15 protein-coding genes are annotated in these 22361 nt (G+C 44.0%); all 15 read right to left on the bottom strand.

Annotation, left to right across the window (positions count from 1 at the left end; genetic code table 11):
* Positions 1-181: 181 nt before the first annotated feature.
* Positions 182-1528 (bottom strand): efflux RND transporter periplasmic adaptor subunit, encoded by a 1347-nt coding sequence (locus tag ABEW32_RS00560; protein ID WP_430183705.1) that lies wholly within the window; start codon positions 1526-1528, stop codon positions 182-184.
* Positions 1529-1547: 19 nt separating this feature from the next.
* The gene (locus ABEW32_RS00565; RefSeq protein WP_430183707.1) at positions 1548-4685 is read right to left on the bottom strand and encodes an efflux RND transporter permease subunit; all 3138 of its coding nucleotides are present in this window, start codon (positions 4683-4685) and stop codon (positions 1548-1550) included.
* A gap of 350 nt (positions 4686-5035) precedes the next feature.
* Positions 5036-9049 (bottom strand): S-layer homology domain-containing protein, encoded by a 4014-nt coding sequence (locus ABEW32_RS00570; RefSeq protein ID WP_430183709.1) that lies wholly within the window; start codon positions 9047-9049, stop codon positions 5036-5038.
* 189 nt (positions 9050-9238) lie between these two features.
* Positions 9239-10369, bottom strand: a complete 1131-nt coding sequence (locus tag ABEW32_RS00575) for a glycosyltransferase family 4 protein (RefSeq protein WP_016822900.1) — start codon at positions 10367-10369, stop codon at positions 9239-9241.
* Positions 10370-10506: 137 nt separating this feature from the next.
* Positions 10507-11268 carry a WecB/TagA/CpsF family glycosyltransferase gene (locus tag ABEW32_RS00580; protein ID WP_430183711.1) on the bottom strand — a complete coding sequence of 254 codons (762 nt, stop codon included), beginning with the start codon at positions 11266-11268 and terminating at the stop codon, positions 10507-10509.
* Between the two features lie 8 nt (positions 11269-11276).
* Positions 11277-12413, bottom strand: coding sequence for a polysaccharide pyruvyl transferase CsaB (gene csaB / locus ABEW32_RS00585; RefSeq protein WP_430183809.1), 1137 nt, complete (start codon positions 12411-12413; stop codon positions 11277-11279).
* Entirely contained in the window at positions 12389-14404 is a 2016-nt protein-coding gene (locus tag ABEW32_RS00590) for a DUF5693 family protein (RefSeq protein ID WP_430183713.1), read from the bottom strand. The genes csaB and ABEW32_RS00590 overlap by 25 nt, the downstream gene beginning before the upstream one ends.
* 261 nt (positions 14405-14665) lie before the next feature.
* A complete protein-coding gene (locus ABEW32_RS00595) occupies positions 14666-16384 on the bottom strand; it encodes a phospho-sugar mutase (RefSeq protein ID WP_430183715.1) in 1719 nt (572 codons plus the stop codon).
* A gap of 98 nt (positions 16385-16482) precedes the next feature.
* Positions 16483-16929: a 3-hydroxyacyl-ACP dehydratase FabZ gene (gene fabZ / locus ABEW32_RS00600; RefSeq protein WP_430183717.1), complete on the bottom strand. Its 447-nt coding sequence runs from the start codon at positions 16927-16929 to the stop codon at positions 16483-16485.
* Between the two features lie 900 nt (positions 16930-17829).
* A complete protein-coding gene (locus ABEW32_RS00605; RefSeq protein ID WP_430183811.1) occupies positions 17830-18042 on the bottom strand; it encodes a DNA-directed RNA polymerase subunit beta in 213 nt (70 codons plus the stop codon).
* A gap of 10 nt (positions 18043-18052) precedes the next feature.
* A complete protein-coding gene (locus ABEW32_RS00610) occupies positions 18053-18880 on the bottom strand; it encodes a flagellar hook-basal body protein (RefSeq protein ID WP_430183719.1) in 828 nt (275 codons plus the stop codon).
* A gap of 13 nt (positions 18881-18893) precedes the next feature.
* Positions 18894-19778 carry a flagellar hook-basal body protein gene (locus tag ABEW32_RS00615; RefSeq protein WP_430183721.1) on the bottom strand — a complete coding sequence of 295 codons (885 nt, stop codon included), beginning with the start codon at positions 19776-19778 and terminating at the stop codon, positions 18894-18896.
* 130 nt (positions 19779-19908) lie between these two features.
* Positions 19909-20907 (bottom strand): rod shape-determining protein, encoded by a 999-nt coding sequence (gene mreB / locus ABEW32_RS00620; protein WP_151255490.1) that lies wholly within the window; start codon positions 20905-20907, stop codon positions 19909-19911.
* A gap of 171 nt (positions 20908-21078) precedes the next feature.
* Positions 21079-21366, bottom strand: coding sequence for a sporulation transcriptional regulator SpoIIID (gene spoIIID, locus ABEW32_RS00625; protein WP_013373425.1), 288 nt, complete (start codon positions 21364-21366; stop codon positions 21079-21081).
* A 201-nt stretch (positions 21367-21567) separates the two neighbouring features.
* Positions 21568-22308, bottom strand: a complete 741-nt coding sequence (spoIIQ, locus tag ABEW32_RS00630) for a stage II sporulation protein SpoIIQ (protein WP_151255489.1) — start codon at positions 22306-22308, stop codon at positions 21568-21570.
* Positions 22309-22361: the final 53 nt, after the last annotated feature.

The following is a 22361-nucleotide window of genomic DNA, read 5'->3' on the forward strand; positions in this document are numbered from 1 at the left end:
TGTACAAGGGTAATTCCTACACATTAATCAGGTCTCTAAAGAAGTATATTCGTTGCGAATTATCCATAGAATACATAAAGTACATAAAGAATATGATTCCTTAGAAATCTAATACTCTAATACACTTTAAATAGTAGAAATGACGGAGAACAGTAACTTATTGTAAATAAAACGAAACAAATTATTTTACTACATTAATCTTCGCACCATCTGAAAGCAGACTTACGCCTTTAATGACGACATTTTGTCCCTCAGCAAGCCCCTTGGTAACCTCGACCTGTTTGGCACTCTCCTGGCCTGTCTGCACTTCTACCCGCTTAGCAACAGCACCTTCCACTACATATGCATACTTCTTCCCTGCCTGCTCTGTAATGGCATCTTGCGATACTAAAATGTTTTTAGGAGCTTCTGACTTCATATATACAGTTACAACCATCCCTGATTTTAATTCGCCAGAGCCATTAGGAACAGAAATCTCGACAGGATACGCCTTGAGATCATTATCCATTACCGGATTGACAGCCGACACTCTGGCATCAATGCGCTTATTTAGCGAGTCCACACCTACAGTTACAGATGAACCTACCTGTAATTTTAGAAGCTCTGATTCAGAAACGTTGACCTTAGCAATGATAGGATTGGTATTCGCAATTGTAACAACTGCAGATTGCGCACTAACCATTTGCCCTTGGACTCCTGTTACTACCGATATAGTACCGGAAATCGGAGCTTTGACTACAGCATCCACCAGTTGACTACGCGCTGTGTCTAAATTCGCTTTGGCTTGATTTACAGAAGCGCGCGCTACGTCTATGCCTGTTTTCTGTTGAGCAAGACGTAATGATTTTTGAGCATTATTATATGTTGTTTGTGCACTTTCCTTGGAGGTTTGCGCATTGTGCAGCGCAATCTGTGCATTTTCCACTGCTGTTTGAGCCTTTCGATACGTTATTTGGGACTGCTCTAACTCGGATTGAGATAGAGCACCCGCACTAAACAACTGTTGGTTGCGATTAAGCGTATTTTGTGCATCACGTACGGAATTTTGAGCATCAACCAGGCTGGTCTGAGCTTGAGTAATGGAATTGTCTTGCTGTACAAGTGCACTTTTGGCTTGATCCACACTGGACTCTGATTGTTGCACAGATTGCGCTGCGCCTGACTCAGCCTGTTTCAAATTGGCTAAGGCAACCTGGTATGATTCCTGGGATTGCTTAATCGAGTCCTGTATATCCTTTGTATCTATAGTAAACAATGTGTTGCCTTTGCTTACCTTTTGCCCCACTGTGAGGTTAATACTTTGAATCTTCCCACTAATTTTCGGAGATACTTGAGCCGTCTCTTTGGGAGCAAAACTTCCAATGATGCCTGTTGAATCCTTAATGCTACCTTTAGTCACTTTTGCCACTTGAACTGGGATTGCCTTCTGCACTGAAGCTGGTGCAGCGGGGGCCTCTCCCCCACCGCAGCCTGCTAATGCAACTGATAAAAGCAAAGTTGTGGCAATCAGAGCACTTTTTTTATTCATTATGTTTCTCCACCTCACCTTATATATGAACACTTTTTTGTAGTTTCGCTTCTTTTTTTAATTGTCTCTTTGCTTGTCTTTTCAGTTTGCGATTTTTACGTTTCTGAATGATATTATCCAGGATAACGTAAACAACAGGAATAAGAATCAGTGTAATCAATGCTGCAAAGGACAACCCGAACACAACAACAACTGCCATAGGAGCTTGTGTCTCATTACCATCACCTGTAGCAAATGCCATAGGAATCAAAGCTAGTACTGTAGCGAGCGTTGTCATCAAAATCGGGCGCAATCGCTCAGATGCTCCATGAATAATAGCTTCATCCCGATCTTCACCTTCTTTTCGAAGCTGAATAATGAAATCAATCATAACAATCGCATTGTTGACGACCAAACCGACTAGCATGATGTAACCGGTAAAAGCCGAAACACTGAGGCTTGCTCCCGTTACAACTAGACCGATAAGTACACCAATTAACGTAGGCGGAATCGAAAACATAATAACAAACGGTGTGAGCAACGACTCAAACTGTCCTGCCATAACCATATAAATCAGAACTACAGATAACAAAATAGCTATGGCCAAGTTTATAAAGGACTCCATCATTTGTTCATTTTGCCCGCCCCCCGTATCTGCACTATAGCCTTCTGGGAAGTGAGTGCTCTTCAAAAGGGCATCAATTTTTTGATTGACAGTTAGAATGTCCCCTGATCCATCAATGTCAGCAGTTATCTGTACTTGACGCGTCTGATCTTCACGGGTGACACTATCAGGTACAGCACGTTTATCAATACTTGCTACTAAAGATAAAGGTACATCAATCCCTTGTGAAGTGGTAATACGTAATGCTTTCAAATAGGACCAGTCATGTCGATCCTGCTCAGGCAGAGATATTTTCACATCGATTTGATCATCACCTGTGCGATAGCTTGTTGCAACAGATCCATTAAAGGAAGTGTTCACCGCGGATAAAATTTGGGTTGCTGATAAGCCATATTGACTAGCAAGTTCCCGGTTAACGGTAATCTCATATTCTTCGCGAACCGCATTCAAAGAACTTTTTACATTAACCGTTCCCGGTATGTTCTTTACGCCGGCAACGAGATTATCGGAGAGTTCCCTAAGGACATCCATATCGTCGCCTTTCAGATTAATGTTGACAGCCGATCCAGTCGAAAGACCCGTTGCAGACGCTAGTGTAATCTCTGCATCCGGAATACTATCGAATTTTTTGCGAAGGCCTTCAACTACAGCATCTGTTGGCTGATGCCCATCCTTCAGCGTTACACTTAGTTGTGCCGAATTGGATGGAGCCGCTCCTGAATAACCAGAAAGACCACCAGAACCAACAGCCACTGTCATTTTGTCCAGATCAGGTACTTTTAGAATTTCTTTTTCTATACCTTGAACAACTCTTTCAGTTTCCTCTAGAATTGTTCCGTTAGGAAGCTTCACTGTAACTGAGAATTCCCCATTGTCGGATTCCGGAATAAATTCAGCCTTAACCATAGGAATCAGAGCCCCTGCTGCCACAAACATTAATAACGTAATGATTAAAACAGACTTTCTATGATTAATGCCCCACTTCAATACACGTCGATAGCCACCCTTAAATTTTTCAAATCCGATATTAAACCACACAATAGGGTTAATACCTTTGTAAGTACCTGAAGAATATATGGATTCATCCGGCACGGTAGGCATCCAACGTGAGCCGAGCATTGGTACAATCATAAGGGACACCAACAAGGCTGCTATATGAGAAAAGATAACAGTTAATGCCAACGGTTTAAACATAACTCCTGCAATTCCGTCAACAAAAACAACGGGTAAAAATACTACAATCTGTGCAAGTGCAGATGCCATAACCGCATTGCCCACTTGCTTGGAACCATCAATAGCCCCTTGTAGCATGCTTTTCCCTTCATGTCGCTGCCTAAAAATATTTTCAATAATAACAACGGCAAAGTCGACAAAGGATCCTAATCCTAGAAGCAAACCACTCAGTGAGATAATATTAATAGTTTGTCCGGTAAAATACATCATCATAAACGTTGCTACGAAAGAAATTGGGATAACGATTGCAGCGATAATAGTAGAACGTATACTATTCAAAAACAACAACAACACAATGGCTGCGATAATAAGGCCTAATATAGCATGCTCTATTAGTGAGTGTACGGAATCGCTAATGGGTTTGGAAGCATCAGTTACCATCTCCAGCTGAGTTCCCGGAGGCAGATCCTTCCGTATTGACTCCAAACTCTCCTTCACAGAATTGGCGATTGAAAGAGTATTTCCACCTGTAGCCTTAGTAACAGAAATATTAATACTTGGTTTCCCATTAAAGGTTGAAATAGTGGTGACTTCTTCTACGGAGTCTTCAACCGTCGCAATATCCTTTAATTTCACGCTTCCCTTACCTACAGGGATTGGCGTTTCGCCCATTTCTGAAACAGCTTTATACTCACCTTGAACCCGAAGTTGAATTTGTGTATTACCACGATATACAGAACCCGCAGAGCCAGCAACATTATTAGCCGATAGGGCTTGGCGGATTTGATCCAGCGTAATGCCATAACTTTGAAGTTTGGCCTGATCTACAGTGATCTTTACGAGTCGTTCTTGTCCGCCTGACATGTTGGCTGCAGCGACTCCCGCAATTCTTTCAAGCCGCGGCTCGATAATATCTTCAGCAATCGGCTTCAGCTTGTTAATATCCTGGTCTCCTGTAAAAGCGAGGGTAATAACTGGCGTTGCATTGAGATCCACCTTAAGGACACGTGGCGAGTTTGCCGTATCTGGAAGAGAACCTCTGATGGTATCAACTTTATCCCTCATATCGAGGGTTGCCTGGTTCATATCTACTCCCCAGTTAAATTGAATCATGACCATAGATGATCCTTCTGAAGACTCGGACTGGATCGTATCCACATTCTCAATAGAAGCCAGACTCTTTTCAATAGGTTTAGTAACCAATTCCTCAACCTCAGTAGGCGTTGCATTTGGAATACTGGTCACCACTGCAGCGTATGGCAGCTTCATGTCTGGCATATACTCGACAGGAAGCCTTAACGCAAAAATACCGCCCCCGATTAACAAAGCAATAATTAACATAAATACTGTTACAGGACGGCGTATTGAAAACTGAGACATCTCATCACTCCCCACTCACTTCTCTATGTAATATTTAAGCACACACATCCTCTACTACGATGAAATAGGCGTAAAGTTTCAGATAAATGCGCAAAAAAAACATATAGAAAAATAATAAACACATTTTGAGATAAAATCTTAAAAAAAAGCAATTAATTACAGCTTTTTATGGCAAATCTAAAATGAAAAATGCCGTAGTGCTTATCCAAAGTTTTCATCTCTTTGATATTATGGCATAGGCCCTTAATCCCAGTCAAATAGCTGATTTATAAAAAACATCCCTCTCATGTATATGAAAGGGAATTTCCATTTCGCATGGAGGGATGTTTAATAATTACAGTTTTTTATAATTAGATTTTAGGAAGCAGTTTTTTATCAGCCATAACTTTGGCTACAATAATCGCTGCATCTCCGCGCAAGGTCAAGGATGTAGGGTTAAACATATATCCTTTTTTCAGATCACTTGCATCTACAGGCGATCCTGTGATAAAGCCTTTCTTAGCGATAGCCAATACAGATGCTTGCGCATAGTAATCAATCTTGTCGGCATCTTTAAAGGTTTTAGACAGATTCTTCATAATCTTGTCATGATCTGTTTCAAGCTTCAAATTCAATGCCTTGGCGATAATGACTGCTGCGTCCTGACGTGTGATTACATCTTCCGGCATAAAGATTCTTGGTTGTGAACCTTTAACAATACCAGCACGCGCAGCTGTTTCAATATAACGATAATCGTAGAGTGCATCTGCGGATATCGTATTTGGAATAGACACGTCATCAAAATGCTTCGCTCCACTGAAATTAAGTGGAATTTGCAGACCTTTGACAATCATCGACGTGAATTCGCCTCTTTTAATGTAGCTGTCAGGCCCAAAGCTATTAATTGGATCCATTGGGTTCATAACACCTTTGGCCAAGATCGCTTCGATGTAATCTCTGGCGTATTTGTGCTTAATGACATCACTATACGTTTCCCCAACCTTAGCAACTACATAGTAGCCGAAACGATCAAACGGTACTTTAATGGTATGTTTCTTCGGATCTACGACACCACCAATGTTCTGCCAATCTTTAAGATCTGGATCAAAAAAGAACACTGTCATTTGTTTCCCTGCATCCTGAGCAATACTGCTATCATACGTCAGCGTCAATGTAGCACGCTTGGAAGGCACTAGCTCGTTAGATGGGTCACGCCAGTAGAAGTTTTTGATCTTGCTACTGTCATTTTGCGATTTATTCGCCAATTGATATGGATCGGCACCATACGTTACCGGATCGTAAGCATCGGTTTTGATATCATCTGCTGTACCTGGGTCAATCCAGAATACTGGACTGGACTTGGTAAAGCGACTTGGAAAATCTCTGTTGAAGTATCTGCTTCCATCTGCAATCAAGCTCTGCATGTCGGACAGCGCTTTTTCAGTTTCAAATTCATGACGGTCTACCACACCATCTTCGCTATTCGCGATGGCAAAGTACAAAGTATGACCAGAGAAAACCTGGTTTTTGAATTGCTGTGGTTGATCGTAATCCCGACGTATCAGGCTCGTTCCCTTCGCGAAAGCAAGTGTAAGATTACCATCAAACACTTTGTGCGATGTTTTCATCGCTTCCATGTACTGCTCACCAGGAATATTAGTAGGCACATACTTAACAGTGATGGTCTGTTTTAATTTTTCCTTACCCACCGTAACCACTACATCAATTTTATTATCTTTGTTGGCTTTTAGACCTGTAACGATGGCTTTGTAAGTTGATGGGTAATCAACAGTACCATCATAATCTGAGTCGAATCCCTCTTGAACTGCTGTTTCTTTACCTACTGTAACACTATCTGCATTACCTGCATTTACAACAACCTGCACAAAGTTTTGATTCACGATCCGTTTTTCAGGAAGCGGACGCAAGATATCAAAAGATGTGGATTGACCAGATACTTGCAGTCGGAAAGTAGCAAACGGTCCGCTCTTACCACTGTTGTACAAGGTAATGTTATAAGCTACTGGCGTTCCATCTTGCGAAATAGTTTGGTTTTTCAATACAAAGCTGAAATACTTTTTATCCGGATGGTAGTATACGAGCAGGTCTTTCAAATCTTTGCTTGTAAACTTATCCGTAGTGGCACCAGAGTTGTATGCAGTTTTGGCGTCCTCTGCTGAGAAGAACTCGTTATTCAGCGTCCAGTTAACCTCACTGTCATCTGATCCCTTAATTTCTAGAATGTATTGATCTTTATTGGCAATATCACTTAACGAACCATTCACCTGATCCGCTTTACCCAAATCAGCAATACTGAAAGTACCAAAGATATTGATATTTTTCAGAGATGTTTTGTAGTTAGTGTCATCTACTTTAGTGAAATTTGCATCTTTTGCTTTCGGTGCAATTTCGCTATACTTCGGCGTATTGCTCAGGCCGCTAACGGGTGTAAAAGGAATAATTCCTTGTGTGTTTGGAGCAGGAATTACCGGAATATTCGTTTGTGTAAAGTTTACTTTTACCGTATTGCTATACTCGATACCTGGCTTGAACACAAACTTGATTTCATTATTTCCGTTTGCCAGTGCGTTGGCAGCCGCATCATAGGAGGAAGCAGCCAGCTTAAAGTTCGCTCCTGAGCCATCAAGATCAACTAATACGTTGTTCACATACAAAAATACGTTCCGGTTACTGCCAGTGTAGTGAATATCCGCTGCATTACTTACATCTAGCAATTTACCTTTAAAATAACCCAATTGATTCAGTTTATACGTATTCAAGTTTGCACTCGATGTATTCAACGGAATTTGTTGACCATCATAAATCGTATCGTATTTCATGAATGGACCCTGCAACAAGTTCACAGTTGCCTTAATCAATTTGCTTGAGTCAGTATTCAGGTAGAAATTCAGGACGTTTTGTCCTTCTTTAGGCAAAGTATCTACGTAAGCAACAACTTTCTTCACTTGTGTTGACTTACCATTGATTGTCCGAATCACATCTTGGGAGCCCACGACATGAACGGGTACGCCAGAAAGCTCGCTAATTGTACCAGGTGTACCATTAACAATGATAAATTCCATACCTATAGGCACAGATGGGACATCTGTTGTCTTGTTCTTCATAGAACTTCCCGTTAATTTCATGGCTTCATCTATGGCAGCAGCTTGATCAGACCCACTACCATTATATCTACTCAACAGCTGATTATTAAAATCAGGGAGAAAGTTCACGTCGTCAATATAAGGCTGAGTGCTGCTGCGCAATGTAAATTGAACCGCAGATGCATTGGAGCTTGTTCCATCTGCAAACCCTACACTCAGGGATGCACGAATCAAGTGGTCAGTTACGATACCATCAGGCACAGTTACCTGGAACGGATATACTTTGTAACCACTGGATGTAACCACATTGGCTGTATCAATCGTAGCATCAATTCCATTGGTATCCCCGATTGCGCTACCGTTATTACTTACATCCGTAAATCTAGCATTAATTTTGCTCACTACTGGATCAGTTGCTCCGGAAGGAACCAAAACATTACCTTTCAAAACCACACCGCTTGTAGACGATACGGTAAAGTCAGGCGAAGTCGTAAGATCAGCAGACACATTGCCGTCCTTATTCAAAGTCAGATCAGAAAATTCAGGTTTACCCGTATAAATCGTAATTTCACGCGTAACTGTAAGAGCCTGAGTTCCGTTATTCACTTTAATCGTCACTATATTTTTACCCGGAGTGAGTACAACACTACCTGTCAATTTATAGCCAGTATAAGAGGAAACATTATACGTGTTACTACTTTTTGTAGAAGTCAGCGTTACACTGTCAGCATTAGGCGCTGTACCTTGAATGACTACTTTCACGTCATCTGTGCCGCTATTTTTTGCATCTGTCAGCACCGCCGTCTGATTCTCTAGCAACTGCTGGGTTTGGCCATTCAGTGTAGCAGACAGATCATACAGCTTGGGTCCATCCTGATACTCAATGTAGATGGAATCCTTCATTTCAGCCGAATTTTGACTACTTTGGAATGTAATTCGGTTCAAACCAGGAAACAGTTTAATGTCTGAAATTTGAATCGTAGAGCCATTAACTGTAATTCCGCCCTTTTGACTCTCGTTTTTATTAACTACTGTAAGATTTGTTCCATTTTTAGAGAGTTGGAATACACTATACGATATAGTACTTCCATTCACTCCGTTAATCGTACCGTTAACAGTAACACGGTCAGTGTTTACCATTCTGGCCGAATCCACATCATATTTTTCATTTGGAAAAATGAAATAAGTTCCTGTCGCAGCATGAGCCGTACCTACCAGGGCCGCCGGCACCAAGCCAATGATGAGACCAACCGTCAGCAACATGGATAGCAATCGTTTCAAATCATTGTCCTCCTTTGATTCTGTCGCACCTTGGGGTACGTAATCATTCATACTTTTTTTATCGGTAGCAAACATACAAAAAATTAGTAAATTCTCAAAAAAGGAGGGAGTTTTTTTACAGCAAACATCAAAAAAGCCCTCAAACCCGCGGTATACCGCCAAGCTTGAAGGCTTACATTTAAATTAAAATTATAATTTCGATCGCGTCTGGGAATCTGGCTTAGCCAACAGCCGGATTAGTGTGTTAAGAACAGGACGTTTGGTTTTGCCAACGAGACCAATAACTTCTGCCCCGATCTGTAGGAAGAACATCATGATACATATCACAACAAAGGTAACCCAGTTGGCTTCATTAAGCGCAGCCGATGATTGAATAACGGCTAATATACCGAAAAATACAGCAATACCGTAGATAATCAACACTGTCTGTCTGTGACTGAAGCCTAGTTCGCGCAAGCAGTGATGCAAATGACCTTTATCCGGTGAGAATATCGGTTTTTTCTGCAACTTGCGACGAATAATAGCAAAGAATGTATCTGACAAAGGCACACCGATAATAATCAATGGCGTAATAAATGATACGATAGCGATTTGCTTGAAACCAAGCATGGAAAGCATAGCCAGAGAGAAACCTAAAAATAAGGACCCTGTATCACCCATAAATATTTTCGCAGGATGAAAGTTAAAAAACAAAAATCCGATAATACTTCCTAGCAGCACAAGGCAAAGCATGGCAACCATGTAATTGCCCATTAATAACGACATCACAGCGATCGTACCAATCGCAATTCCTGAGACACCTGCAGCCAGTCCATCCAGACCGTCAATCAAATTGATGGCATTGGTCACACCTACGATCCAGAAAATCGTAAGCGGAATGGAAATCCAGCTTTCTAAAGAAGAGTATGCATCTTGAAAAGGTACATTTACAAAATCCACACGAATATCAAAAGCAAACACGACCATACACGCCACGGCAATTTGAGCCAAGAATTTCAATTTTGCATTAAGATCAAGACGATCATCGAGAGCACCGATCAATGTAATCAACGTACCGCCAATCAGAAAGGCTGCAATAAAGTTAATATCCCGCGAGGACAGCATTCCGTCAGGCACAAAAGGTAACATCGCCAATAAGGACAACAGAAATGCCAAGAAAATCCCCAGACCGCCAAGACGCGGCATAATTCGGGTATGTACTTTTCGGGCATTCGGCACATCGACGGCTCCAACCTTCACAGCAAATCTCTTGACGAGCGGTGTTAGTAACAGCGCAAGTCCCAGTGCCATGATGAAACCAATAATATAGATCAATAACATTTGATCATTCGACCCCCAATTTTAAAGCAATGCCTTTTCAGATGTAACCGCATTGAATTATACTCTGATCAAAAATAAATACCAAGCCTCATATTCTGGCAAATTAGCGGGTTTTAAAGGCAGATTCAAGCTATTTATCACACTTTTGTGACGTTTTCTTTTTCACGCATCACTTTCACTGCGAATTTCGGCAACGCAAGCATTCTTTTATAACGAGTGGGCTCTTTTAGGAGTCTATATAACCACTCAGCTCGTAGCTTTTGAAACAGTTTAGGTGCGCGTTTGGTTTTGCCCGATATAACATCGAAACTACCGCCGACTCCCATCATCACTGGTACACCCAGTTGTTCCTTATATTTACCAATCCAGGGTTCCTGTGTGTCCGCTCCACGTGCTACAAACAACAAATCAGGACTCGCTTCGCGAATAGCCGCAATTACCGCTTCGTCCTCGTTAGGTCCAAAAAAACCATCGCGCTTGCCACAAACCGTAATTCCGGGATAAAGCTCATGTACCCGCTGAGCGGTCGCTTGAATCACTTCAGGTGTTGATCCAAGTAAATAAACTTTCCAATGGTAGCTTTCTCCGGCTGCGAGCAATTCATGTAACAAGTCAAAGCCCGCCACTCTCTCGGGTACGGGATGCCCCACATAATTTGCAGCCCAAACCACTCCAGTTCCATCTGGAACAATCAGCTCTGCCTGTTTCATCACATTCATATACATCGGATCTTCCAATGCAGCCATTACCATAATCGGATTGGCAGTGATTACTTGATGGGGACGGCGAGACTTCACCGCCTGAACTAATACATTTAATGTATCTTTCATATTAAGCCTTGATACCTGAACACCGAAAATCGGGACGGTAGGCACATTCGTAACCTCATTAACTGTCACTGTATCCATCATCCTTTGCGACACAAGTAATTAACGATATGCTGAGCTGGTAAGCGAGCCTCACTTTTTAACAACGCAATTGCTTCCCCTTGGCTCTCGATCCATTGACTACGTTGATCTAGCAGCCGCATAGACTCGTTAGCCAGCTTTTGCCCGTCCAATGCTTCTGTAGTACCTACAGGCTGGCTACCAACACGACTGAGGAAATGGTCAATTTTGGGATCGTAAGATATACCCAATGGAGGCACCTGATGGGATGCTGCATAGATCAGGCTGTGCAGTCTCATCCCGATCATCAAACTGCATCTGCTGACTTCTAAAAGCATCTGTTGAGGATCGGCAACTTGGTCACACATACTGACAAGGCTCCCCGTCCCCCTAATATCCCCCAACAAATCCATTACCATCCTTGAAGCCTGTTCGTCGTCAGGTAAATGGAATGGTAAAAAACGCAGGTGAACACGGCGCTCCGTAGCTAATCTTTTTAAGCCGTCTGCTATAGCCGTTAAATCGCGTTGTTCCTTATCCCAGCTACGCACTGACACACCAACGACTGGGAGTTTCCCCACATCAGCCTCAGTTGCAGTATCTAGTAGCTTGGAACCGGAGGGCAATGGAAGCCCCATTACAGGATCAGGAACAACCTCGACAACCGGGCGTTTCAGTTTCATGGCACCCAGCAAAACAGCAGATTGTTCATCTCTTACGGAAACATATTCACAGCGTTGGAACACAGACCGGATCATTGGATAAAATATTTTCCGATGTACTGGGCCCATGCCCTGAGCATATATAAACGTCGGCTTCCCAGCCCATTGAGCCAGTTTTAGAATCGCAAGATAATACGGAATGCTCTTAGGGCTTGTAGCATCCTGGAGCAGACTCCCGCCGCCACTAATTAGCCCGTCACTGTTTTTAATCGCTCTCCGCACTTCTCCCAGGCTCATACGCTGTACAGCTTCTACTCCGTACATTTTCTGTGTCCAAGCGGGATCAGAGGATAGAACAACAGGTTTGACCGTAATCCCCGCCTCACGGCTCTCCTCTTCTAAAGCAGTTAAAATTGACTTAAGCACCGCTTCATCCCCACTATTGCGAAACCCGTAATAACCGGAGATTATTATCGTTTTAGCTGTGGTGACCATTTCTTCCAACATCCTTCCAGCACTTGCCACACGACAATTGCGATGATTCCCAGCACCAATCCCAATCCTAATCCCAACAGCCCACGGCTAAACGAAAGCGCGGCTGGAGAGTGAATGTGAGCGAAGGTATCCACCATCGAGGCTTGACCAATAGCAGCAATGATCAGCAAGTAGATTGCTTTGCGATATTTCAAAGCCAAGAATATCCCTGCAATAAACAGTGGGTGAGCCATTAAAAATTCCTTATTACGCGGGCGCACACCAAACGCATTCTCAAGGAAGTTACGGAAAACCAGCTCTGTGTTCGACACTGTACCTGCATTTCCAGTACGAGTCAAATAGTAGAAGCCTGCCGCTCCGATAACAGCCAGTGCAATAACCCACAATACAGTAATTGGTGTACGCAGAAGTTTGGAAATTTCCCCCCGTATAGAAACACCACGATAAAAGAAAATATATATCGCTGCCAAGAAGATCGGCAAAATGTGAAGCAAGCTTACACCTCTAAATTGGTTTAACACCAGACTGTAGGCAATACTGTTCAACAGCGCAATAACAAAAGGCACTGCAGCTAGCGACAAGATCGCTGTCTGGACGTACAGTATAAGTGTTTGAGTCAAACGTTGACCTACAGAAAGTTCAAGTTTCTGTTCACGTTTAATCCTAATCGTACGCACGGCAATGATCATTGCAACCGTAGGTCCGCTAATCGCTGCAAGTAGCGCCAAGCCTTGCTCCATCAAGCTGGAGTTCAAAACATAAAGCCCAGCAGAACCTACCAAACCGAGTACATACGCCAGCAGAGTCAGCGCCGGAACGAAATAGGACACCATAATGGAGAAGAGCGCCAGTGCACCCAGCACGACGAGCATCTTCAGATAACGCTGAATGGATGAATCAACTACTTGGAAAGGTTCAGCTTGTCCAAGTTCAAAGCCTTTTTTCTCCATTCGCTGTACTGCGTTGCCTGGTTTGTCTAAACTGTGGATCAGGTTGTCAACCGAATCCTTCACCTTGGCCTCAGCAACACTGCGACTAGGCGCGGTATTCAGATACAACATGCGAATATTCCGATCCTTGGTGGCGAGTGCAAAACGATCGGCCAACGTTTCCACATCGAGCATTGCATCTTTATCACTCAGTGAGTATAGACGCACAACATTATAGTGGATATCGTAGGCGAGCTTATTGAAGCCTGCCTGCGGTTTTTTTAAGTTTTCGATAGCAGCTAAGCCTATATCGTATTTATTCAGCAATTTAGCAAATGCCGCCAAGCTATGCTCTTTCTCATTATCAGTAAAGCCTTTGACTGAATCACCTTCAAACAAAATGCGCTTTACACCATTTTGCTGAAAGGAAGCTAACATCTCTTCCGTCAACTCCTGGTTATAGGGAAGGCTGTCACTCATGCGTGGAACAATAAAAAATCCTTTGCTACGAAGCTGCTTCATAGCAATCGGGTCAGGCTGCATGGGCTTGAGATACGCATCCTCTGGGGATGTTTCAATAACTAGCCCTTCCTGCCCTTGATAACTCCACGGCTTAACGTTAATATCCAAACTTGTAAATGTACGTAAAATTAACGGCTTTAGCGCCTCGGCATTTTCTTTGTCGGTGAAAACAACGTACGTAAAATTCTCATTTGCAGGTGAAAGACGTTTTTCCAGATCCGCAACATTCTGAGTCGTATAAGTTACAACACGACCCGCTTTACGAAAATCATCCAGCGTACTTTCATACATCGCCATGCTGTTCACACCCGCTTGTTGCAAGCGGTCAAGCTGCTCATTCAGATAGTCCTGCGGATGAGCCTGATACGAAGCCGCCTCCGTCAAATCCCGATAATCGAATACAATCTCTACTTTTTTACTTGAGGATTCTGTCTTTACACGATCGGCGATGACTGGAATGGAAGCCAGCAAGCCAACAGCGACCAAAATCCACAACCATTTTCGAGAAGCCGTATTCCAATAATGCCATTTCTGATACACCAAAGAACCTCCTTAATATTCGGGATTTTGCAAAATTCAATGCAGCCCACGTTACCAATTCTATCCTTAGGTAGGTCACTCATTGAATTTTGCAAAATCCTCCGTTGCCGGAATAAGCCTATTTTTCCAAAGCCTCTCCCAGGTTATTCTGCAATACAGAGAAATGACCTCCACGGCGTACTACCCTTTGCCGTGAGAGGTCACCGATTACTTATTCCATATCTAGTTACCTTAACCTATTCTATTATAAAGGGAATTTTCTCAAGCGTCTACGCGAGCCATAACAGCATCGGCCAGCTGACCGATTCTTTGCTCCGCGTCTGACAGCGAGGAGCCACGTACTGCAAAGTATACTTTGATTTTAGGCTCCGTGCCCGAAGGACGCAGGCAGAACCATGAACCGTCCTCCAGTAAAAACTTGAGCACATTTTCCTTCGGAAGTCCGTCCAGGCCTTGCGAGTAGTCCAGTACTTTGTCGACCTTCACGCCTGCAATCTCTTGAGGTGTGTTACTGCGCCAATCTGTCATTTTAGCCTGGATTTGCTCCACTCCATCCTTACCCTTGAGCGTACGAGACTCCAGCTTTTCAAGGAAGTAGCCAAACTGCTCATACAGCTCTTGTAAAACATCATAGAGCGTCTTGCCTTGCGTACTGTAATAAGCAGCAGCTTCAGCAATCAGCATAGCCGCCAAGACAGCATCCTTGTCACGAGCGTAATTTCCTGCCAGATAGCCGTAGCTCTCTTCATAGCCAAACAGGTAGGTATACTCGCCAGTTTGGTCAAACTGGTTCATTTTCTCACCAATATATTTGAAGCCAGTTAGTGTGTTAAACACCGTGGCTCCAAAATGTTCGGCAATGACTGCACCCATCTCGCTAGTTACGATAGTTTTGATAACCGCACCATTATTCGGGAGCTTGCCAGTTTCTTTTAGCTGATTCAGCAAGTAGTAAACCATAATTGCGCCGGACTGATTACCGGACAATACTACATATTCGCCATCACGGTTTTTCACAACGGCACCCATACGGTCAGCATCAGGGTCTGTTCCGATCAACAAATCCGCACCAATTTTTTCGCCCAGTTCAATTGCCAACTTGAACGCATCACGTTCTTCCGGGTTAGGCGATTTAACAGTCGAAAATTCTGCATCTGGTTGCTCTTGCTCAGGTACAATATGCACCTGTTCAAAACCGATTTTCTCCAGCACACGACGAACTGGTATATTTCCAGTGCCATGAAGAGGTGTAAACACCACTTTAAAATTTTTGCCCGGTCCAGCTGCAATCAGTTCTCGGTTCACACTCACACTGGCTACCGTATCCACAAATGCTTCATCTTCCTCTTCTCCAAGCCAAACCAACAATCCCTGTGCTTCTGCTTCTTCACGTGTCAGACTTTTGATGTCAGCAAAAGAAGGGACCTCACGAATGTAGCCAATCACCTTTTCAGCCTGATCTGGAACAAGCTGACCACCTTCATTGTTGTATACCTTGTAACCATTGTACTCAGGAGGGTTGTGACTCGCTGTTACAACAATCCCTCCACTTGCACCCAAATGACGTACACTAAACGAAAGCTGTGGCGTTGGACGCAAGGAAGGGAACAACTTAGCTACAATACCATTGCCCGCCAGCACCAAAGCTGCATCCAGAGCAAACTCTGGCGAAAAATGACGCGAATCATGTGCAATGACAACCGAAGGTTTGCCTTCTTTGCCAGCATGCTGCTCTACAATATAGCGAGCGAGCCCTTGGGTCGCACGTCCAATCACATAACGATTCATCCGGTTACTACCTGCCCCAATCACCCCACGCAGACCGCCTGTACCGAATTCAAGTTCTTTGTAAAAACGATCCTCTAGTTCCTGGTCGTTGCCTTGCAATGCGCGCAACTCCTGTTTGGTTTCTTCATCAATATAAGGGTCTTGCAGCCAGCTCTCAATGCCTTCTAATGCTTTTTTACTCAACTGCGTCATACGGAATTTCCCCTCTCCATTTTTGGGTTGTCAAAACAGGATCTCTATGTACACATGCACTCGGTATAGACGTCGTGCTTATGTCTGCAGGGCTTAATTTATTGGGGTGGGTCTGATAAGGCAAACATAATCTCGCCCTCAGCTACTACTGTATCGCCCACTTTTGCCGTAGCTTTTCCTTTGCCAAAAGCACCTTTGGAACGGGTAATTTCCACTTCAAGTGTCAGCGTATCGCCAGGAACCACCTGTCCACGGAAACGGAAACTATCCAGCCCTGCCAAAAAGCCGATCTTGCCGCGATTGCTCTCTAGGTGCAGTAATGCAACTGCCCCAACTTGAGCCAACGCTTCAGTGATCAACACACCAGGCATAACAGGATAACCCGGAAAATGTCCGACGAAATGAGGCTCAGTCATCGTTACATTTTTGATGCCTACTGCTCTTTTCCCTTCCTCCAGTTCAATAATACGGTCTACCAACAAAAATGGTGGTCGATGTGGAATAATCTCCTGAATTTGATTAACATCCAATTGCAATTTGTCCATTTACCTTAATAACTCCTCCCGCTTGCAGATTTGACACTGTATCAGTCATGAGCACTGCAAGCATAATATTACCCCGCTTGCGCTGCATAAAAACAGCTCATAACGGCAACAATGTTAGATATCCTTCACCTACTGCAGAAGTGAAGGTTGAGATAAGGGGCTTTTTCCGCCAGTTACGCAACCAGAGGCGAGAAGAAGCCCTTTTGCCCGTTCTTCGTTTTACCCCGCAGTGTTATAAACTCCACATCATTATACATTTATCAGATGCAAAAAGAAAATTACGCGGAAGTACCATATTTGTCGCTTCTATTATGGGTGAAGCGAACGTTCAATTTGAGTCAAGGGGGGGAGGGCTACGTGATTTATTTGATCTTCCGATCGCTGTTGCCCCTTAATTTTTTCATTTTATAAAATCTGCAAGGTTAAAATTTAGGGGCAAAGGCGAACGCTATCGCTTCTCCAAATTCAAATCCCCCCCTCCGCCGAGTTACTTTTCGCTCAAAAAGAAAGCTCGCTTCAATAATACTTGCTTGTCGTGAAGGGCAGAGAAACAATCAAAGACTCCTGCGATTGTCTTTAAGGAGCAAGCTGTCCGTCACTACGTTTAAACGATTCTCCCCATTGAAGACATAATAAAACCCTGCGCCGCTGGCACAGGGTTTTGTTTTCTATACTCCCCACACAAATTGCGGGTCTATTTACTTTAACAAGAGTGGCCCTAATGGCGGGTAGCCAGCGGAGCGGGCAGAATTGTTCTGAAGAAGCGCAGCGTTTGCCTTTATCCCCGGATTCAAACATAGAATGTTTTAAAATCAAAATGAATCTGGGGATAACAGCAATCGGAAGAACAATCTGCACGCGGAGCGACCTATTTCTCGCCCACCACTCATTTAAAGTAAACTAAGGCGCAAATATAAGATCAATGACATGCTGCCAGGTCTTCCATTCAAATACGCCTGCCAGCCCTTGCTTACCTACAATTACATATCCTGCAATTAAGCCGCCTAACAGCGAGAACAGGAGCAACAACGGAACTACGAAATAACGAGCAGAACGCCAGCGGGACTTAGTCTTTTCAGGCACCGGACGGGAATCAGTTTGTTCTTCCTTCATCACCAAATCCTTAAGCCCTCAAATTGTTGGCCAGGTTCATCATCGTATCACTAGAGGTTAGCGCCCGTGCCGCCATTTGATACATTCGCTGGACTTGCATCATATCCGTCATTTCGCCCGCTAAATCCACATTAGATTCCTCCAGATAACCGGAACGCACAGATACATCCTTTGGAACAGCACCTGCCACCCCTGCTGCCCCGAATACATCAGCTTCTGTCACACCATTCGCTAACACGAACAGGTTATCATCGCGCTGTTGTAACCCTTCTGGACGCTGTACATCCATTAGTTTAATTCGCTGACCAGCTGTCGGAGCGCCAGTCCCATTAGCACGAATCAGCAATTCACCATCGGAAGTAATAGCTACTTTGGAACCCGCTGGCGCGGTCACAGGAACATCGTTATTATCCAGCACAGAATAGCCTTCTGCAGTGGTCAACATCATCGTTTCATTATCATTCGGATCAGGAACAAAATGAAAGCTGCCGTCACGCGTCCAAGCTTTTTGCCCATTCCCCTGGACTTCAAACAAAGCATTTCCCTGAATGGCCAGGTCAGTAGGAAGTCCCGTCTCCTTCAACGGACCTTGCTCCATATTTTTCATAACTGCGGTCGTTTTGACTCCGTAGCCCAAATTATAGCCGAGTGGCATCGCCCGTCCATTTTGAAGATACGTTGAAGGTTGTTGCTGCACATTAGCCAATACATCTTCAAAGGAACCCTGTTTACTCTTATAACCAACCGTATTGACATTGGCGATATTATCGGCAATTAAATCCAAACGTTGCTGCACACTGGCCATAGATACCATTGCGCCAATCATGGAGTTGTTCATCACTTACCCCCTGTTATACACGGCCTACTTCGTTAACGGCCTTGTCCAAGCTTTTATCATAAAATTGAATAACCTTCTGATTCGCTTCATACGCTCTTAACGCAGCCATCATATCCACCATCGACTGAGCAGCATCTACATTAGATACTTCCAGATAGCCTTGACGAACAGATACAGTATCATTAGCAGTCATCATTCTGGCTGTAGCACCATCCGTATCATTCAAGCGGAAATTGCCGTTGCCCTCACGAACGAGCTGGTAAGGCCGATCAATAACACTAATTCCTAGTGTTGTTCCGAGCAGCTGGTTGGATTGGCTGTCCACCAATTGACCCCGTTCATTTACTTTAAGCGCTGAGACAGATCCCGTCAATTGAATTGGCTTTCCATTCGTATCCAGCACTGCTGAACCCGTTGACGAAAGCAATGCTCCCGTTCCACTTACTTGAAAATGTCCATCACGTGTATAACGAATGTTACCATTATTGTCTCGTACCGTAAAAAATGCTTCTGGACGATAGGTGACTTCACCGTTAGCATTGATGAATTTCCCTGCCTGATCAAAAGCCATAGGTCGACCAGTCGCCGGGTCGTTCACACTAATATTGGACTGTATTGCAAAATCCGTAGTTTGTCCACTATCCTTCAATGCTCCCTGGATGTAAGGAGAGAGGCTTTCCTCAGCAAAAACGCCAGTATTGAGCTTACCAACCGTACGGTCCGGGTTATCAGGGTTCCCACCCGTCATGGAAATAAGCATTTCCGGGAATGAGCGCTGAACGCTATTCTCCTGCTTGTATCCTGTAGTATTCATATTAGCAATATTTTGCGTCACGGTGTCATGACGTCGCTGTTGTGTCATCATTCCGGCGGCCGCAGTATATAAACCTCTCAACATGTATCGTGCACCCCAATCCTATACTCTGCTCATCAATGAAAATGCTCGCATGGAGGCACTAAAGCCAAAACCAAAACGCTAGGCAATCTGCCTGACCGCACACGAGTCTCTTATAATCACTATCGGCAGATTAGAACTTTTTCTTAACCACATGATCCAAATTATCCAGCATAATTCCTGTACCTTTAACGACACAATGCATCGGATCTTCGGCAACCAGCACCGGAACACGCAATTCTTCAGCAAGCAGCTCGTCCAAACCGCTAAGCAATGCACCCCCGCCTGTCAAAATGACACCACGGTCAATAATATCAGCTGATAGTTCAGGTGGAGTCTGCTCTAGTACAAACTTAGCTGCAGCAACAATCGCTGAAACGGGATCTCTTAGTGCATCCTGCACTTCTTCCGCAGAAATACTTAACGTTTTGGGCAATCCAGATACCATGTCCCGTCCACGAATGTCCATCTCAGCATGCCGTCCGCTTGGATGTACAGTTCCGATAGCAATTTTGATATCTTCAGCTGTACGTTCCCCAATGAGAAGTTTGTATTTCGTTTTTACATATTTCATGATGGCAGTATCAAATTTGTCCCCTGCCATTTTAATAGAAGACGCTGTTACAACATCCCCCATAGAGAGGACTGCAACGTCTGTTGTTCCGCCACCAATATCTACGACCATGTTGCCGCTGGGCTCAAAGATATCCATACCCGCCCCGATGGCAGCCGCTTTTGGCTCTTCCTCCAAAAATACTTCTTTCGCCCCGCTACGCTCCGCCGCTTCACGAATCGCTTTTTGCTCCACTGAGGTAATGTTCGTCGGCGCACAAATCAAAATACGAGGGTGGCTGTACCAGCTTTTTCCCCCTACCCGATTAATAAAATATTTTAACATCGCTTCCGTTACTTCAAAATCGGCGATGACACCATCACGCAATGGACGGATGGCTATGATATTACCAGGAGTACGTCCTACCATACGGCGCGCTTCTTCTCCGACAGCCAGAACTCTTTTTGTATCGCTTTCTATCGCAACAACGGAAGGTTCGTCAAGGACAACCCCCTTACCTTTGACGTGGATAAGCACGTTGGCCGTACCGAGGTCGATACCGATATCATTACTGAACATATTAAAAAGGCCCCCAAAGTGATATTTTAAAAAGCTAAGATTCGACAAGAAGCGGCAAATATATGTATAAACCTACGGTTACATGTCATTTTTCGTCTTGTACCATCTTTTAACATATCATACTTCAGGGGGTCGATTCAATGGCTTTGCCAGCCAATTCACTATATATTTTTAGGACTTGCCGGAAACAAGAATTCCCCTTCTTTTCCCACTCGTTTTTTTGTACTTAATTTTCGTCGCTTCACCCCCCCGCAGATGACGGATGGATTTATGGTATTCGAGAATGTGCTTCACCTGATCAGCAAGATCCGGGTTAATTTCAGGCAGCCGTTCGGTCAGATCTTTATGCACCGTGCTCTTGGAGACACCAAATTCCTTGGCAATCGTACGGACCGTATTCCTTGTTTCCACGATACAGCGACCGATTTTGATGGTCCGTTCCTTGATGTAATCGTGCACGCTCCCGCCTCCCTACTGTGGATAGTTTGGTACATTATATGAGGAGTGTGCCTATATATTCGCGGTTTGGCGGGAAGACATGCTTCGGAAGGCCTATTTATTTGGCAAAAGCAGCTTATGTTTACCTTATGCGCTATAACTACACAAGAAAAAAGCAGGGAATATGAATTCCCCGCTTTGCATGCAAAGCTATGACATCATTTATTTTTTAGGAAGCAGACCTGTTGGATTCACTGGCTTGCCATCCTGATACACTTCGAAATGCAGATGTGTTTTCAAATCCTTTTCAAGCTCATTGCGACCTGCAGAAGCAATCACATCGTTTTGCTTCACTTGATCTCCTTCTTTTACTTTCAGATCACTCAAGCTTTGGTACACTGTTCTGAGATTATTATCATGCGTGATTTCTACGACATTACCTACCAGCGGATGTTGTTCCACACGGGATACTTTTCCACTCAGCGCGGCTCTCACTTCAAAGGCCTGATCGTCGGACCGTGAAAGATCAATCCCCGTGTTAGCCGTAAATGTTTTATCGTATTCTACCATAGCTGCCGCTTGCTCGTCAGCCGTCGCGTTTTCGTCAAAGAAAGGCTTTACGACCTTTACTGCACCAGCATCTGCCACCGGCCATGCGATATTTTCCGACTGAGCAACAACCTCCACACTTTCTGGCTGTTGTTCGTTAACATCGGTACTCACTGTGCTTGTGCTTTGTACCGATGTACTAGCTGGGTCAGGTTTGAAAGACTTCTGGCTAGCATCCTGATAGACCCACACTAAGGTTAGTATAATGGCTGCTGCGGCAATGTAGGCTGCCGGGTATGCCCACCTTTTGGACAACAGCTTTTTCCACGAAGACGGCCGTGAAGCTCTTCCACCCTGAAAGGTTTTGGGTGTATCTTCATGATTTTGGTTCTGGTTTTTATTTTGTTCACTCATTTGCTCATCACCTCAGTAACCAGTGTTACCGGGCGCAACTCTTTTATACTTCA

This window comes from Paenibacillus jamilae (genome assembly GCF_050482105.1).
In the GTDB taxonomy this organism is placed as follows: domain Bacteria; phylum Bacillota; class Bacilli; order Paenibacillales; family Paenibacillaceae; genus Paenibacillus; species Paenibacillus jamilae_B.